This window comes from Actinoplanes sp. NPDC021490 (assembly GCF_055562135.1).
The window spans coordinates 562,729-577,280 of record NZ_JBVHFW010000005.1 but is presented as its reverse complement, the minus strand read 5'-3'; the positions used below and the strand labels follow the sequence as shown (position 1 = coordinate 577,280).

The following is a 14,552-nucleotide window of genomic DNA, read 5'->3' as shown; positions in this document are numbered from 1 at the left end:
CTCAACGCCTTCGACCTGGCCTTCGACGGCCGCCTGTCCGCGGGCCGCAACTAACCCTCAAAACATCGAGTTACACCGTTTTCTTGACAGACCCGTTCCAACTCCACCCCAGCGATTTCGAGGAGCTGTTGCAGCAGGTGCAACGCAGCCGGTGGCCAGCGACTTTCGCGGCTCTGCCGGGAGGGTCGAGAACACGGTGAACCGTGGGATTCGCGGCTCGCGGTTGTGGCGGCGCTGCGGCAGCCGGGATCGATGCGCTGCTGACGGTCTGGCGTGACAAGCCGTTGAGGCTGGAACCGTGGTCTGGCGTTCGACGAGAGTGCCGGACGGAGCGTACGCCCTGTCAAGCGGGCGGGCGGAGTTATCCACAGGGCAGTGAGTACCTTATCGGGCATGGTGGATCTCTTGATCGCCGTTGCGGCGGTGGTCGTGCTGGTGGGTGTCGCGGTTGTGCTTGTGCGCCGCGATCGGCTCGGGCGTGGCGGCATTGCCGCGGCGCTGGCTGTGGCCGTGGTCGCCGCGGGCACGTTCGCGGTCACGCTCTATCGCAGCCAGACCGGGGACGACACGGCCGAGCCGGCCGCGCTGCCCCGGGTCATCGGCTCGTCGGCGCCTGCGCGGCAGGGGCTCGGCACGGCGGTTCTGAAGATTCAGCTGCCGGTGAGCACGGGATCCAAGTATCCGCAGACGGCACTGTGGCTGCTTCCGCCCCGGCCGGGCACGGACCCGTACACGGGCGATCTCTCGCTGCTCTGTGCCACGCCGGGCAAGGACGAGAAGGTGCAGAACTGCACCGGCGGCGACAAGCGCGTCTGGAGTGCCGAGCCGCTTCAGGGGCGGGCCACGATCGGGTCGGCGACGGGTGATCCGTTCGCCGACCCGGGCGCGTGCGACGAGAGCAACGGCGTCGAATATCAGGACGGCTATCTGGAGCTGGCCGCCGGGCGGGCGTACTGCCTGCACCAGAAGTCGGGCACGTTTGCCCTGCGCATCCCGTCGTTCCCGGCCGAGAAGCCACTCCCGGCCCGGATCGACGTGGAGATGTCGGTTTTGGACGGTTAGCGGTTCCAGGTCCACGCGTAACCGGTGTCCTCGACCGCCAGGGCCGAGTCGCACAGGTCGAGCGGGCGGAACGTGTCGACCATGACGGCCAGTTCGTCGAAGGCCTCGGCGCCCAGGGCCCGCTCGACGGCGCCGGGCTGGGGGCCGTGGGTGAAGCCGGACGGGTGCAGCGAGATCGAGCCCTGTTCGATGCCGGAGCCGCGGCGGGCCTCGTAGTTGCCGCCGGTGTAGAACATCATCTCGTCCGAGTCGACGTTGTGATGGTTGTACGGCACGGGGATGGCCAGCGGGTGGTAGTCGACCTTGCGCGGCACGAACGAGCAGACCACGAAGTTGGGGCCCTCGAACGTCTGGTGCACGGGCGGCGGCTGGTGCACCCGGCCGGTGATCGGCTCGAAGTCGTGGATCGAGAATGCCCACGGGTAGAGGCAGCCGTCCCAGCCGACCACGTCGAACGGATGCCGGGCGTACACGTGCCGGGTCCATCCGGCCCGATGCTTGACCAGCACTTCGACGTCGGTCTCCTCGACCAGCAGCGGCTCCGACGGGCCGCGCAGGTCGCGCTCGCAGTAGGGCGCGTGCTCGAGGAACTGGCCGCGCACCGACAGGTAACGCTTGGGCGGTCCGATGTGGCCGTTGGCCTCGATCGTCAGGATCCGGGCCGGGCCGTCCTGCGGCACGATCCGATGCACCACCGACGTCGGGATGACCACGTAGTCGCCGGCGCCGGCCTCGAGCGCGCCGAACGTGGTCTCGACGACCACCCGCCCGTCCTCGACGTAGAGCAGCTCGTCGCCGACCGCGTCGCGGTAGAGCGGGGACGGCCGGTCGGCGACCACGTAGCCGATGCGCACGTCGTCGTTGGCCAGCAGCGCCCGGCGCCCGAGCACCGCGTCGGCCGGGCCGGAGTCGAGTTTGTGGGTGCGCAGGTGCCGCGGTTTGAGCGGCAGGTTGGCCGAGCGTGTGACCGGAGCCGGCTCGTGGGTGTCGGCCGAGACGATCGCGGTCGGCGGGTAGCGGTGGTAGAGCAGGGAAGAGTCGGACGAGAAACCTTCCTGTCCCATCAGCTCCTCGGAGTAGAGACCGCCGTCGGGCCGCCGGAACTGAGTGTGCCGCTTGTGGGGCACCTCGCCGACGGTGCGGTAGTAGGGCATCGTTGCCTCACTTGAATTCAGACATCTTGGACGTGGTTGTCCGCTTCTCGAAGCGTCCATTAGGTTCGGATTCGTGTCAACGCTGGTTCCTCCGCTCTTCGCCGGGCTGGTGGACGACGCGTCCCTGATGCCGCCGAGCCCCACCGGCGTCGCCGAGGCCGTCGCCAAGCACGACGAGCACCGTGCGGGCTGGTTCGCGGGCCTGCTCGGTCCCTTGCTCGTGCCCGCCTCCCTGATCGGCGCCGATCTGCGCGCCCATGACCTGCCGGTCGCCCTGGTCGGCGACGTGAGCGTCAGTGCCGTGCCCGTCGCCGTCGAAAAGCTGCGGGCAGCGGGCGGGCAGGTCGAGCATCTCGAGGTCGCGGTCGCCCGTCGCGGTGAGGATCCGCAGCCCGGCCTGACCGATTTGCGCGCGCTGGCGCAAAGCGACATAGACCTTCGGGTGTACGCCGAGATCCCGCTGAGCTGGGGACTGCTGGCCGCTCTGGACACGGTGGCCCAGGCCCGTGCCGACGGACTGGCTATGGCCCCCAAGTTCCGGGTTGGCGGGCTCGCGGCCGAGTTGTTCCCCACCCCGGTCGAGCTGGCCGCGGTGATCTGCGCCTGCCGCGACCGTGACCTGCCGTTCCGCCTGGCCGCGGGGCTGCGCCACGCCATCCGGCACACCGACCCCGAGACCGGCTTCACCCATCATGGCTTCCTCAACGTGCTGACCGCCTCGATCAGCGCGCACGACGGCGGCGAGGTGGCCGAGGTGGCCGAGGTGCTGGCGGCCACCCACCCGGTGCCGCTGGTCGAGGCCTGCCGGGCCCGCCGTGCCGAGCCGCGGCCGTTGTTCGTGGGCTTCGGGGCGGCCGGCGTCGTCGAGCCGCTGACCGAGCTCGTACGCCTCGGTCTGATCAACGGTGGGTACGAGTGAGTCCGGGCGCAAGTGTCGTAACGTGTACGCGGGGGTGACGCTATGTCGACGGTCGTGGTGACCCGCCTGATCGAGGCGCCGGTCGCGGCGGTGTGGCAAGTGTTCACCGACCTGCATCGGCGGCGCGAGTGGCTCACCGCCGTGACCCGGGTCGAGGTGCGCACCCACGGGCCGTTCGCCGCGGGGGCGGTCTGGCGTGAGACGCGCGCGATGGCCGACGGCGGCGAGGTCACCGAGGAGTTCCGGGTCCGCGAGTGTGAGGTGCCCGAGCGTTTCGTGGTCACCTCGCCCGGCATCGGCGCCGACTACCGCATGACGTATTCGTTCGTTCCGGTCATCTCGGGCCGGCATCGCGGCGGCACCATGGTCACCGTGAAACAGGACGGAGCGCCCACCGCGCCGGCCGGCCGCATCCTCGCGCTGATCTTCGGTGGGCTGGCCGCCGAGACCGCCGAGGGGGCCCTGCGCCGCGACCTCGACGATCTGGCCGCGGTCGCCTGACATAGGCTGCCCGGGTGTCCCGGGTGCTGCTGCGATCTCTGGCGGCGGTCGTCCTGGCCGCCGCGGCCGTGCTGATCGGCTGGCGGGTGCTGGCCCCGGCCGAGGTGCTGTCGCCGGCCGCCACGCCCCTTCCGCAAGCCTCCGCGAGCGGCGCCCGCGTGACCGGGCGCACCAACATGGCGCCGCTGATCGTCGACGAGCAGATCCGGGTTTTCGCCGGTCGGCGGCAGGTGCGCGCGGACGGTCCGGTCGACGCGAAGAGCGTGAACACGGCACGGTGGTCGCTGCGCCGCTGGCCGGCCGAGGTGTCGGGGGTCGTGGCGTCGGGCCCCACGGTGATCAGCCGGTGGTCCGACGGGGTGCTGGTCGCGGTGGACGGGCGTACGGGGAAGGAAATCTGGCGGACCGCGACGGGCCTGCCGTCCCCGGGCTATGACGGGCACCGCACCGGCGCGTCGACCGTGTGGGCGCCGGTCGGGCTCCAAACCTCGGCGGGCGCCGTGCTCGTCAGCGGCGGGGGACGGCAGCTCGCCTACGACGTGTCGACCGGTGTCGCGCGCCCGGCGCCGTCGGTTTCCCCGCCCGGCGAATCGGCCAAGCCGGTCGAGCAGGCCGAGCCGGTCGACGGCATGCTGCTGGGCCGGTCGCGTGGCCGCCCGGTCGTGCTGACCGATGAGCGGCATCTGCGGGTCCTGGATCCGCGCGGCGGAGTTTTGTCGGATTTCCCGCTGGCCGTGGGCACCGAGAAGCTGACCTGGAAGCCGGGCCTCTGGCAGGTCACCGACGACTGGGTGGCGATCGAGCGCCTGACCGGGAACGGACCGGCCGACCCGGAGGCGCCCGAGCACTACTTCACCGTCGACACGGTGATCATCGCGTCTATCCGGTGAACCGTGGGCTCACGTCGCCGATGGCCTGATCGAGGATCCGCAGGCCGAGGTCGAGCTCGTCGACCGTCGACGTCAGCGCGGGCGCGATCCGGAACACCCCGCCCATGCCGGGCAGCTGCACGACGTTCATGTGCAGGCCGAGTTCGAGGCAGCGCTGGGTGACAGCCGCACCGAGCTCGTCGGCCGGCCGCTTGGTGGCCCGGTCGAGCACCAGTTCGAGACCCACGAGCAGACCCCGGCCCCGTACGTCTCCGATCACCGTGTGCCGCTGCCCGAGTTCGCGGAGGCCGTCGGACAGGTGGGTTCCGAGCTCGCGGGCCCGGCCGTCGAGCTTGTCGGCCTCGAGCACGTCGAGCACCGTGTTGCCGACCGCGGCGACCAGCGGGTCGGACACGTGCGTGGTGAAGAACAGGAAGCCGCGCTCGTGGGCGGTCTGCTCGATCTCGGCGCTGGTGACAACCGCGGCCAGCGGCAGACCGGCGCCGAGCGTCTTGCTCAGCGTCAGGATGTCGGGGGTGACGCCGTCGCGCTGGAACGCGTACCAGTCGCCCGTCCGGCACAGACCGGTCTGTGCTTCGTCGAGGATCAGCAACCCGCCGCGCTCGTGCACCTTGTCGCGCAGCTCGGCCAGATAGCCGGGAGGCAGATCGAGTACGCCGCCCGAGCTGAGGATCGGCTCGACGATGCAGGCGGCCAGGCTGCCCACCGACTGCGCGTCGAACAGGTCGAACGAGAACTCGAGCTGCCGGCGCCAGTCCAGTTCGCCGTCCGCGCCGGTGAAGTCCGGGCGGTAGGTGTTCGGCGTCGGGATCGCGAAGTTGCCGGGCGACGCCGGCCCGTACCCCTTGCGGCCCGAACTGTAGGTGGCGTTCGCGGCGGCCTGGGTCATGCCGTGCCACGAGCGGGCGAACGAGATCACCTCGTGCCGGCCGGTGACCAGCTTGGCCATCCGGATCGCCGCCTCGTTGGACTCGGCCCCGGTGGTCAGCAGCAGCACCTTGCTCAGCGGCTCGGGCAGCGACTCGGCCAGCCGGCGGGCCAGGTCGACGACCGGGCGGCTGAGCATGCCGCTGAACAGGTGGTCGAGGGTGGCCGCCTGGCGCTGCACGGTGGCGACCACGGCCGGGTGCGAGTGGCCCAGGATGGCGCTCATCTGCCCCGACGTGAAGTCGAGCAGGCGGCGGCCCTCGGCGGTGAAGACGAAGCTGCCCTCGGCGCGCTCGATGATCTCGGGGACGAAGCGTCCCGCGCCGGAGTAGCGGACCAGGTGACGTTCGGCGTCGGACCAAAAGGAATCAGCCATGACTTCGACGCTAGGGCCTGCCCTTGTGCCGGTCCATCTCACCTTTTCGCCTTGGCTGTTAAGTAGATTCGCACAATGACGCTCAATCCGTGGCGCTTGCGGTTGCTGGCCGACCTGGCCACGTACGGGACCGTCCGCGCGGTCGCCCAGCGCGGCAACCACAGCCCGTCCGCGGTGTCGCAGCAGCTGGCCACGCTCGAGCGCGAGACCCGCACCGCCCTGCTGGAACGCACCGGACGCCGGGTGCGGCTGACCGCGGCCGGGGTGCTGCTGGCCGGCCGGGCCCGCGAGATCCTGGCCGCCATGGACGCGGCCGAGGCCTCGCTGCGCGCGATGGCCGACGACCCGGCCGGATCGGTCACGCTGGGGGTGTTCCAGAGCGCGGTGTCGGCGCTGGCCGAGCCGGCCGTCGAACGGCTGGCCGCGCGGCACCCCGACGTCACGGTGCTGCTGTGGGAGCTCGAACCGCACGTGAGCATGCCCGCCCTGCGCCGCGGCGAGGTCGACGTCATCATCACGACCACCGACTTCGCCGGGGCCGAACTCGACCCGGCGATCGATCTGGTGCCACTGGCCGAGGACGAGGTCGTCGTCGTGCTGCCCGCCGGGCATCCGCTGGCCGCCCTCGAAGCGATCGACCTGGAGGCCTGCGCCGACCAGCGGTGGACGTTCGACGTGGCCGGGTCGTACATGTCGGAGCTGGCCACCCGCCTGTGCCGCGAGGCCGGTTTCGAGCCGTCGGTGATCTGCCGGTTCAACAACTACATGATCGCGCTGCGGCACGTGGAGCGCGGCCGCTCGATCACAATGCTGCCCAGCCTGGCCGTGGACGCGCGCTACCAGGTGGTCACGCGGCCGTTGTCGCCCCCGGTGACCCGCCGCATCATGGCGGCGGCCCGGCGGCCCTCGACACCCCGGCCCGAGATCACGGCCGTGCTGACGGCCCTGCGCAGTCAGTAGGCCGCTCAGCCCAGCTGAGGCAGCAGGGCCGACCAGGCGTTCTCGGCGGCCCCCGCGATCGGGCCGTCGGCGCCCAGGGCCGCGGCGACCAGCGGCGGAGGGGACTTGCGGCGGATCGCCATCAGCCCCGACTGGTAGGCCGAGTGGAGTTCGGCCGGGGCGGCGGCCAGCAGGTCGGCGGCGATGCTGCCCAGCGTGACCAGGTCGGCGTCCAGACCGTTGACCAGGCCGGCGATGCCCCGGCCGAGGGCGGCGGCGACCACGCCCACGGCGGCGCGCTCGTCGGAGCCGGGCGAGGCGATGACCTTGCGGGCATAGGTGACCGGGTCGCGCGGTGGGCTCTGACCCAGGAAGCGGGCCAGAGCGGTGCCGTCGACGGCCGTGCCCCAGCAGCCGCGGGCGCCGCACGGGCAGACGACCGCGGGGTCGCCGAAGGGCATGTGGCCGAACTCGCCGCTGGCACCGGTCGCGCCGATCAGCAGATGGCCCCGGTCGACGACGGCGCCGCCGAGGCCGCCTTCGATGCGGACGTGCAGGGCCACCGAGGCCCCGGTCGCCGCCCCGCGGGCCGACTCGGCCGCCGCGGCCAGGCTGGCGTCGTTTCCGGCCACGAGAACCGTCGCGCCGGCGGCCGGCGGCCAGAGCGCGGCCAGGTCGACGTCGTGCCAGCCCACGTTGCTCGCGTCCAGGTGGAGGGTGGGGGCGACGGTTCCCGGGACCGAGACGCCCATGGCCCGCAGCCGGCCCCCGTACGTCCGGAGGACCTCGCCGACCGCCGCCGTGACGGCCGCTGTGACCTCGGGCCACGTGGCGCCGGCGTGGGGGGCCGCGACCGAGGCCAGCGTGTGACCGCCGAGCTCGACCACGTCGATGCGCCAGGCCTCGTGGGTGATCTCGGCCGCCAGCACGAGCGGCCCGGCCGGATGCGGCAGCAGGACCGTGGTCGGGCGGCCGCGGGCGCCGCTGGGGGCGGCGGGAGCCTCGGCCAGCAGGGTGGCCTGGGAGAGCCGCGCGACGAGCTCGGTGGTCGCGCCGGTGCCGATGCCGAGCCGGCGGGCGGCGTCGGCGCGGGTGATGCCGGGGTGCGTGTGGGCCACCCGGAGCAGCTCGCTGGAGCGAGTCGTCACAGTCGTCTCCCTTCTTTTACTCGAATCAAGAGCATATTGTTCGGAGGTGAACATGAACCGCCCGGCCCTGGCCGTTCTCGGCGCCTCCGCGTTCTTCTACGTGACAGCGGAGACGCTTCCGGTGGGGCTGCTGCCCGAGATCTCCCAGGGTCTCGACGTGCCCGAGTCCGACGTCGGCCTGCTGCTGACCAGCTATGCCGTGGTCGCGGCGGTCAGCACCATCCCGCTGACCGCGCTGACGATGCGGGTGCCGCGGCACGTGCTGATCGCGGTCACCATGGCGATCTTCGTGGTGTCGCAGGCCGCGGCCACGTTTGCGCCGACCTTTGAGATCCTGGCCGGGGCGCGGCTCATCTGCGCGCTGGCCCACGGCGTCTTCTGGTCGGTGATCGGGCCGGTCACCGCTCGCCTGGCGCCGCCGGGGCAGGCCGGTCGGGCGACCGCCCTGGTCTTCGTGGGCAACTCGCTGGCCATCGTGCTGGGTGTGCCGCTGGGTACGGCGCTGGGTCAGTGGCTGGGCTGGCGCGCGGCCGTCGGAGCGGTCACCATCGGCGGCGCGATCTGCGTGATCGGCCTGCTCAAGGTGCTGCCCAAGCTGCCGCCGCGCCCGCACGACCTCGCGGTGCGTCCGGCCGCCCAGTTGCGGTCCGCGGTTTCCCTCGTACGGGATCCGCAGGTCGCCCTGCTCTGCGCGATCACCGCCGTGCTGGTGATCGGCCACTTCGCGGCGTACACGTACATCGCCCCGCTGGTGCGCCGGGACGCCGGCCTCGAGGGCGCGGGCCTGAGCCTGCTGCTGCTCGGGTACGGCGCGGTCGGGCTGGTCACCAACTTCGCGGTGGGCCGGCACGTCGACCGGCGCCCGGGCACCGTGCTCGTCACCCTGCTCGCCGTGCTGGCCGTCTCGGCCGGGCTGCTCGCGCCGGTGCTGGGGCTGGTGCCGACCGTGATCGTCACGCTGCTGTGGGGCGGCGCGTTCACCGCCATCCCGGTGATCCTGGCCGCCGCGCCGCTGCGGATCGCGCCCCGGGCCCGCGACGCGGCGTCGGCCCTCTATGTGGTCGCCTTCCAGATCGGGATCGGCGGCGGCGCCCTGCTCGGCGAGCGCCTGGTGCGGACCGGCAACCTGGGCGTGCTGCCGCTGGTGACCGCCGCGCTGGCCGTCGGCGCGGTGGCGCTCGTGCTCACGGCCGGTCGCCGGGTCTTCCCCGCCCGTCTGAGCGAGGAAGACCATCACCGCACCGAGGCGCAACTCGTGCCTTAGTGCTTCAGAGCCACTTCGGCCGCGGCCAGGAAGGCATCGTTCTCTTCGGGCGTGCCGATGGTCACCCGTACGCCGTCACCCTGGAACGGCCGCACGATGATCCCCCGCGACTCGCAGACCTGCGCGAACGCGGCCGAGTCGGCGCCCAGCGGCAGCCACACGAAGTTGGCCTGGCTGCCGGGCACGCCGACGCCGAGCTTGCGGACCGCCTCGGTGACCCGGTCGCGCTCGGCCACCACCAGCGCGCACCGGCGGCGGACCTCGTCCTCCTGGGCCAGCGCGGCGATCGCCGCGGCCTGGGCCACCAGGCTGGTCGAGAACGGGGTGAGCACCTTGCGGATCGCCCCGGCCACCTCGGGCTGGGCCACCAGGTAACCCATCCGCAGACCGGCCAGGCCCCACGCCTTGCTCATGGTCCGCAGCACCAGCACGTTGGGCCGGTCGCCGTAGGTCGCCACCCCGTCCGGCACGTCGAGGTCGGTCACCAGTTCCCGGTACGCCTCGTCGAGCACGATCAGCACGTCGGACGGCACGGCGGCGATGAACCGGTCGAGCTCGGCCTTGCGCACGCTGGTGCCGGTCGGGTTGTTCGGGTTGCAGACGATCACGAGCCGGGTCCGGTCGGTGATCGCGTCGGCCATCGCCCGCAGGTCGTGCCCGTGGTCGCCGGTGTTGGGCACCCGCACGCTGGTCGCGCCGGCGCCGGCCGCGATGATCGGGTACGCCTCGAACGAGCGCCACGCGTAGACGATCTCGTCGCCCGGCATGCAGGTCGCCTTGACCAGGATCTCGGCCAGCGCGACCGAGCCGCAGCCGGTCACGATGCGCTCGGGGGCCACGCCGAGCTTGGTGGCCAGCGTGTCCCGCAGCGCCACCGCGCCCATGTCGGGGTAGCGGTGCGAGTGGAGCATCGCGTCGGCCACCGCCTCGGCCACCCCGGGCAGCGGCCCGTACGGGACCTCGTTGCTGGCCAGCTTGATCGCTTCGGCGATGCCCAGCTCGCGGGTCAGGTCGGCCAGGTTGCGGCCAGGGACGTAGGCCGGAAGGTTGTCCAGGTCGGCACGGGTCAGGCGGGGAGACACAGTCTTAAGTCCGATCATGGGTGTGGGAGCCGTTGCCGCCACTTCCCGTGGTGGCGTCGACCGGTTGACGATCGTCCGGAGGCAGCGCGATCACGACCGTGCGCGCCGTCTTGTCGTGGAACGCCTGGCGCAGTTGCTGGTCGAAGACCGGCGAGATGCAGTCGATCAGCTGCAGCACGAAGCCGATGCCCGCGCAGCCCCAGGCCGGGGTCCACAAACCGAGACGGGCCCAGCGGCCGAACGCGCGGCCGAAGCCCAGCGGCTCGGTGTTCTCGACCGCCACGACCTTGATCCGCATGATGCGCTTGCCCAGCGTCTGACCGGTGTTGCCGATCGACGGGGCCTCGTAGACCAGCCAGAGCAGGGTGGCCACGATCAGCATGGCCCAGAGCAGGCCGTCCATCCGCCCGGAGGCCGGCACGTCGAACGCGCTGCCGCCGTTGGCCATCTCGTCGAGGCTCGCCCTGTACAACGGCACGAACTCTTTGGCGAACTCGTAGAAGAAGTAGCCGTTGACCACGACGTTGAGCAGCAGCACGGCGAGGATGTCGAGCAGCCGGGCGACCAGGCGCGGACCCAGCCCGGCCAGCGCGTAGCCGTGCGGGCGGGCCTGGACCGGCGGAAACATCCCGGCCCGCATGCCCGGGGGCATCTGCTCCCAGCCCGGAGGCGGCTGCCAGCCGGGCGGGGGTTGCGAGCCGGGCGGAGGCTGCCAGCCCGGGGGCGGCTGCCAGCCCGGCGGGGGCGGGGGCTGCGGACCCCATCCGGGCGGCGGGGCCGGCTGCGACTGCGGTGGCGCCGGCGTGACCGGGGCGGGCGTGGCCGGAACGGGCGGGGTGGCCGCGGGCGGCTCCTCCTCGACCGGGGGCGGGCCGTCCGGCGGCACGGCGTCGGCCGGGATCGCCTTGCCCAGCCAACCCTCACCGTCCCAGTAACGCTGGGTCTCGGGGTCGGCCGGGTCCTTGTACCAACCGGCGGGCAGCGAGCTCATGGAGAAACCTTAACGACCACGGTGCGGGCGAACTTGTCGTGCAGGGTCTGCTGGTACGGCTTGTCCCGGAGTTGCCACAATCCGTCGACCCAGCTGAAGAACGGCACCACCATGCCGCCGCCGTACTCGACCAGGTAGCGCTTGGCCGCCATACCGCGCGTAAGGCGCAGGGCCGGATCGAGCGGGACAATCCGGATCTTCATCGCCTTCTTCCCCAGTGTCTGGCCGCTGCGGTGCATGTACTCCACCGCGTAGACGAAATAGAGCAGCATCATCACGACGAAGAAGCCGATCTCGAGCAGCAGGAACGGCAGGAAGTATTCGGCGAAGACGGCGTCGAAGTCGGGCTCGGGGCCGTACGGATCCGGAAAGTCGATCCGCAGGAAGATCACGAGAAAGGCCGGGATGAACAGGACGAAGCCCACCGCCGTGAGCAGGGCCATGTCGATCATGTAGGCCAGCAGTCGCTGCGGGAACTCGGCCAGCGGCACCCCCGCCGGGCTCAGCGGCGGGGGTGGCGGCATGGCGGGCCAGGGGTGATAGCCCTGCGGTGGTGGCTGAGTCACGCGACCAGTGTCACAGATTGCCGCGCAGCTCCTGCTCCCGCTCGATCGCCTCGAACAGCGCCTTGAAGTTGCCCTTGCCGAAGCCGAGCGAGCCGTGCCGCTCGATCAGCTCGAAGAACACGGTCGGCCGGTCCTGCACGGGCGCGGTGAAGATCTGCAGCAGGTAGCCGTCCTCGTCCCGGTCGACCAGGATCTTGCGGCGCTGCAGCTCCTCGATCGGCACGCGCACGTTGCCGATCCGGGCCCGCAGCTCCGGGTCCTCGTAGTAGGAATCGGGGGTGTCGAGGAACTGCACACCGGCCGCCCGCATGGCGTCGACGCTGGCCAGGATGTCGTTGGTGGCCACGGCGACGTGCTGGGCGCCCGGGCCGCCGTAGAACTCGAGGTACTCGTCGATCTGCGACTTGCGCTGCGAGACGGCCGGCTCGTTGAGCGGGAACTTGATCTTGCGGGTGCCGTCCGCGACGACCTTGGACATCAGCGCCGAGTAGTCGGTGGCGATGTCGTCGCCGATGAACTCGGCCATGTTCGTGAAGCCCATGACGCGGCGGTAGAACTCGACCCACTCGTCCATGCGGCCCAGCTCGACGTTGCCGACCACGTGGTCGACGGCCTGGAAGAAGCGCTTGGGCTGCAGGCCGGCGGCGATGGCGGGCTGCCGGTCGACGATCGGCTCGCGGGTCACGAAGCCGGGCAGGAACGGGCCGTCATATCCGGACCGGTCGACGAGCGAGTGCAAGGTGTCCCCGTACGTCGCAATGGTCGCGATGCGTACGGTGCCGTGCTCGTCCTTGAGGTCGTGCGGCTCGGTCACGCCGCGGGCGCCCGCGGTCATCGCGTGCGCGTACGCCTTGTCGACATCCGGCACCTCGATCGCGATGTCCTGGATGCCGTCGCCGTGCCGGGTGACGTGGTCGGCGCCCGGCGCCCCCGCGTGCACCGCGCCGACCAGCACGAACCGGGCGCCCCCGCTGACCAGCACGTATTCGGCGTGGTCGCGGAAGCCCTGCTCGGGCCCGCGGTAGGCCACGCAGGTCATGCCGAAGGCCGTCGAATAGAAGTGGGCCGCCTGCTTCGCGTTGCCCACGAGGAACTTCAGGTGGTCGACGCCCTTGACGGGAAAGACGTCGTCGGTGCGGGTCCCCTGTGCCATCGTCTGCGTCATTGTCCGAGGTTGTCGCAGCTCACAGGCGGTTTCAACATGTGCTCGCGCGCTTGCGCAGGGTGCCTGCTCGCCCGTACGGGAAGACCGGCCGCCGGTGCAATTTGCACAATGTCATGCGCACCGTGGCCGACATTTGCCATCGAATACCGTCGACACGGGCAAATCTCGATCCTTCGTCCGGGTGATTGACCTGGCTAGCGTGTCGCGCATGGCGTCGGGTGGCAGCCCCTGGAAGGGGTACGCGCTGGTCGCGATCGTGATCGTGATCGTGCTGGCCACCACCGGCGTGTGGAATCCGTGGCCCCAGGTCTGGAGCTGGGTCAACACGAGCGAGCCGATCGCCGGGGGCGCGGCCCGATGGCAGGCGCGCATCGGCGGCAGCCCGCAGAGCGTCTCGATCGCCGGGGACGCCGTGATCGTCGAATACCGCACGTCGGTCGAGGCGTACGGGCTGACCGCCGGGGTGAAGCTCTGGGACAACGACGCCGACTGGGCCGCGATCGCGGGCGACGGCAACGACGCGGTCGTCGCCACCGGCCGCCTGCTGACCAAGGGCTACCAGGTGCTCGACCCGCGCAGCGGCGCCCAGCTGCGCGCCGACACCGAGGCCACCGCCGTCTGGACCTACCGCAACGGGCTGCTCGACCTGCACTGCGCCAAGGGCGGCGACTGCCGGTTGACGGCCTGGGCGCCGCGCGGCACCAAGCCGCTCTGGACCGTCGACACGGGCGGGATCGGGTTCGTGCTCAACGCGGCCAACCCCGACCTGCCCGACACCGGCCGGCTCAACGCCAACCGGGTCGACGACGACGTGGCCCGGCCGCGGCTGATGCCCGGCCTGATCGGGCTGCCCGACGACGGCAAGGTCCGGGTGATCGACACCGCCACCGGCCGGGTCGTGCAGATCGCCCAACCGGCGGCCGACCAGCGGGTGGCCATCGCCGGCGGGCGGGTGCTGACCGTGACCGGGATCGCCAAGGACGGCACCTGCTACTACGGCGTGGTCGCGACCGACCCGCCGTCTTCGGCGCCGGTGTGGCAGCGCGAGGGGCTCAACCTGCGTACGGCCGACAACGGCTCGAACTGCAAGCAGGAACGCGACCCGGCGGGCGGCGAGGACGTGGTGCTCGGCGTCGATCCGACCGGCCGGGAGGAGTTGCTGGCGGGGCACGACGGACGGGTGTTGTGGCGCGGCGACCGCGACGATCAGGTCCTCTCGGTCAACGACAGCTTCGCGGTCATCCGCAGCGCCGACTCGCGAACCCTGCGCGGCCACAACCTCAGCCGGGGCCGGACGGCCTGGTCCCGGCCCGCGGGGGAGGACGCGGCGGCGGCCCTCACCCCGTACGCGGCCATCATCACCAGCCGCAAGCCGGAACGGGTGGTGGCCGTCGCGCCGGGCAGCGGGCGGGTGCTGGCCGACGTGCGTACGGACGCCACGGTCTTCGCCGTCGGATCGGGTGGACTCATCGCCGTGTCGGGCCGGGACATGGCCTATCTCCCGTTTACTTGACCGAACTGGTATGCGCTCAGGGCCGTAGCGGTTCGCACATGCCCGGACCGCTGTC

Annotated in this window: 14 protein-coding genes; 7 read left to right on the top strand and 7 right to left on the bottom strand. The window is 71.6% G+C overall.

Going from position 1 to position 14,552, the window contains the following annotated elements; genetic code table 11:
- The first annotated feature begins 393 nt into the window (after positions 1-393).
- The gene (locus ACZ3I4_RS17810; protein WP_465383004.1) at positions 394-1,062 is read left to right on the top strand and encodes a hypothetical protein; all 669 of its coding nucleotides are present in this window, start codon (positions 394-396) and stop codon (positions 1,060-1,062) included.
- On the opposite strand, the gene ACZ3I4_RS17805 is transcribed toward ACZ3I4_RS17810, so the two are convergent.
- Entirely contained in the window at positions 1,059-2,216 is a 1,158-nt protein-coding gene (locus ACZ3I4_RS17805) for a homogentisate 1,2-dioxygenase (protein ID WP_465383003.1), read from the bottom strand. The genes ACZ3I4_RS17810 and ACZ3I4_RS17805 overlap by 4 nt on opposite strands.
- Positions 2,217-2,289: 73 nt before the next feature.
- Between ACZ3I4_RS17805 and ACZ3I4_RS17800 the strand changes: the two genes are divergently transcribed.
- From ACZ3I4_RS17800 to ACZ3I4_RS17790, 3 genes are read left to right on the top strand one after another with little or no spacing between them, the layout of a single operon-like run.
- Positions 2,290-3,135 carry a hypothetical protein gene (locus ACZ3I4_RS17800; protein WP_465383002.1) on the top strand — a complete coding sequence of 282 codons (846 nt, stop codon included), beginning with the start codon at positions 2,290-2,292 and terminating at the stop codon, positions 3,133-3,135.
- A 42-nt stretch (positions 3,136-3,177) separates the two neighbouring features.
- Entirely contained in the window at positions 3,178-3,636 is a 459-nt protein-coding gene (locus tag ACZ3I4_RS17795; RefSeq protein ID WP_465383001.1) for an SRPBCC family protein, read from the top strand.
- A gap of 14 nt (positions 3,637-3,650) precedes the next feature.
- Entirely contained in the window at positions 3,651-4,526 is an 876-nt protein-coding gene (locus ACZ3I4_RS17790; RefSeq protein WP_465383000.1) for a PQQ-binding-like beta-propeller repeat protein, read from the top strand.
- Here ACZ3I4_RS17790 and ACZ3I4_RS17785 read toward each other — a convergent pair.
- Positions 4,516-5,829, bottom strand: a complete 1,314-nt coding sequence (locus ACZ3I4_RS17785; protein WP_465382999.1) for an aspartate aminotransferase family protein — start codon at positions 5,827-5,829, stop codon at positions 4,516-4,518. The two genes, ACZ3I4_RS17790 and ACZ3I4_RS17785, sit on opposite strands and share 11 nt — an antisense overlap.
- 75 nt (positions 5,830-5,904) lie before the next feature.
- On the opposite strand from ACZ3I4_RS17785, the gene ACZ3I4_RS17780 reads away from it, so the two are divergent.
- On the top strand, positions 5,905-6,789 hold the full coding sequence (locus tag ACZ3I4_RS17780; RefSeq protein ID WP_465382998.1) for a LysR family transcriptional regulator: 885 nt from the start codon (positions 5,905-5,907) through the stop codon (positions 6,787-6,789).
- A 5-nt stretch (positions 6,790-6,794) separates the two neighbouring features.
- Here the strand turns inward: ACZ3I4_RS17780 and ACZ3I4_RS17775 are convergent, their stop codons facing one another.
- A complete protein-coding gene (locus ACZ3I4_RS17775) occupies positions 6,795-7,916 on the bottom strand; it encodes an ROK family protein (RefSeq protein WP_465382997.1) in 1,122 nt (373 codons plus the stop codon).
- A 52-nt stretch (positions 7,917-7,968) separates the two neighbouring features.
- Here ACZ3I4_RS17775 and ACZ3I4_RS17770 point away from each other — a divergent pair, with 52 nt between their 5' ends.
- A complete protein-coding gene (locus ACZ3I4_RS17770; RefSeq protein WP_465383024.1) occupies positions 7,969-9,180 on the top strand; it encodes an MFS transporter in 1,212 nt (403 codons plus the stop codon).
- Here the strand turns inward: ACZ3I4_RS17770 and hisC are convergent.
- From hisC to hppD, 4 genes are read right to left on the bottom strand one after another with little or no spacing between them, the layout of a single operon-like run.
- Positions 9,177-10,262: a histidinol-phosphate transaminase gene (gene hisC / locus ACZ3I4_RS17765; RefSeq protein ID WP_465382996.1), complete on the bottom strand. Its 1,086-nt coding sequence runs from the start codon at positions 10,260-10,262 to the stop codon at positions 9,177-9,179. The genes ACZ3I4_RS17770 and hisC overlap by 4 nt on opposite strands.
- Before the next feature lie 4 nt (positions 10,263-10,266).
- Entirely contained in the window at positions 10,267-11,253 is a 987-nt protein-coding gene (locus tag ACZ3I4_RS17760) for an RDD family protein (RefSeq protein WP_465382995.1), read from the bottom strand.
- Positions 11,250-11,819 (bottom strand): RDD family protein, encoded by a 570-nt coding sequence (locus ACZ3I4_RS17755; RefSeq protein WP_465382994.1) that lies wholly within the window; start codon positions 11,817-11,819, stop codon positions 11,250-11,252. The genes ACZ3I4_RS17760 and ACZ3I4_RS17755 overlap by 4 nt, the downstream gene beginning before the upstream one ends.
- 10 nt (positions 11,820-11,829) lie before the next feature.
- Positions 11,830-12,984, bottom strand: coding sequence for a 4-hydroxyphenylpyruvate dioxygenase (hppD, locus tag ACZ3I4_RS17750; RefSeq protein ID WP_465382993.1), 1,155 nt, complete (start codon positions 12,982-12,984; stop codon positions 11,830-11,832).
- Positions 12,985-13,165: 181 nt separating this feature from the next.
- Here hppD and ACZ3I4_RS17745 point away from each other — a divergent pair, with 181 nt between their 5' ends.
- Positions 13,166-14,497 carry a PQQ-binding-like beta-propeller repeat protein gene (locus ACZ3I4_RS17745; RefSeq protein ID WP_465382992.1) on the top strand — a complete coding sequence of 444 codons (1,332 nt, stop codon included), beginning with the start codon at positions 13,166-13,168 and terminating at the stop codon, positions 14,495-14,497.
- Positions 14,498-14,552 lie beyond the last annotated feature (55 nt).

What these genes read in the sequence shown, in the direction of transcription:
- ACZ3I4_RS17810 (WP_465383004.1), top strand. Translation starts at nt 394, where the DNA reads ATGGTGGATCTCTTGATCGCCGTTGCGGCGGTGGTCGTGCTGGTGGGT.
- ACZ3I4_RS17805 (WP_465383003.1), bottom strand. Translation starts at nt 2,216, where the DNA reads ATGCCCTACTACCGCACCGTCGGCGAGGTGCCCCACAAGCGGCACACT.
- ACZ3I4_RS17795 (WP_465383001.1), top strand. Translation starts at nt 3,178, where the DNA reads ATGTCGACGGTCGTGGTGACCCGCCTGATCGAGGCGCCGGTCGCGGCG.
- ACZ3I4_RS17785 (WP_465382999.1), bottom strand. Translation starts at nt 5,829, where the DNA reads ATGGCTGATTCCTTTTGGTCCGACGCCGAACGTCACCTGGTCCGCTAC.
- ACZ3I4_RS17780 (WP_465382998.1), top strand. Translation starts at nt 5,905, where the DNA reads ATGACGCTCAATCCGTGGCGCTTGCGGTTGCTGGCCGACCTGGCCACG.
- ACZ3I4_RS17770 (WP_465383024.1), top strand. Translation starts at nt 7,969, where the DNA reads ATGAACCGCCCGGCCCTGGCCGTTCTCGGCGCCTCCGCGTTCTTCTAC.
- ACZ3I4_RS17760 (WP_465382995.1), bottom strand. Translation starts at nt 11,253, where the DNA reads ATGAGCTCGCTGCCCGCCGGTTGGTACAAGGACCCGGCCGACCCCGAG.
- hppD (WP_465382993.1), bottom strand. Translation starts at nt 12,984, where the DNA reads ATGACGCAGACGATGGCACAGGGGACCCGCACCGACGACGTCTTTCCC.